Below are 204 nucleotides of genomic sequence, written 5' to 3' on the forward strand. Positions count from 1 at the left end.
TGATCCTACCTCCTACGGAAGCTGGCCGGAGCGAATCTTCAGTGATGCGTGGAGCGAGCGAATGGCAGAGCACAAAACGCATTACACCCGCCACAGCGCCTGGGTCGAGGTAGCGCCCTACGACAAGCTGGGTGTTGTCGACGTGCATTTCCTGCCCCGCAACCAAATCGCGGTGTCTGCGGTGGCCGAACTGCCTGGCATGAA

The 204-nt window shown here is 60.3% G+C and carries 1 protein-coding gene; it reads left to right on the top strand.

The window, feature by feature from the left end; translation table 11 throughout:
* Positions 1-61: 61 nt before the first annotated feature.
* A partial coding sequence (locus tag PMM47T1_RS28575; RefSeq protein WP_008376022.1) for a DUF3304 domain-containing protein occupies positions 62-204 on the top strand: 143 nt, incomplete at its 3' end.

This window comes from Pseudomonas sp. M47T1 (assembly GCF_000263855.1).
Lineage (GTDB): Bacteria > Pseudomonadota > Gammaproteobacteria > Pseudomonadales > Pseudomonadaceae > Aquipseudomonas.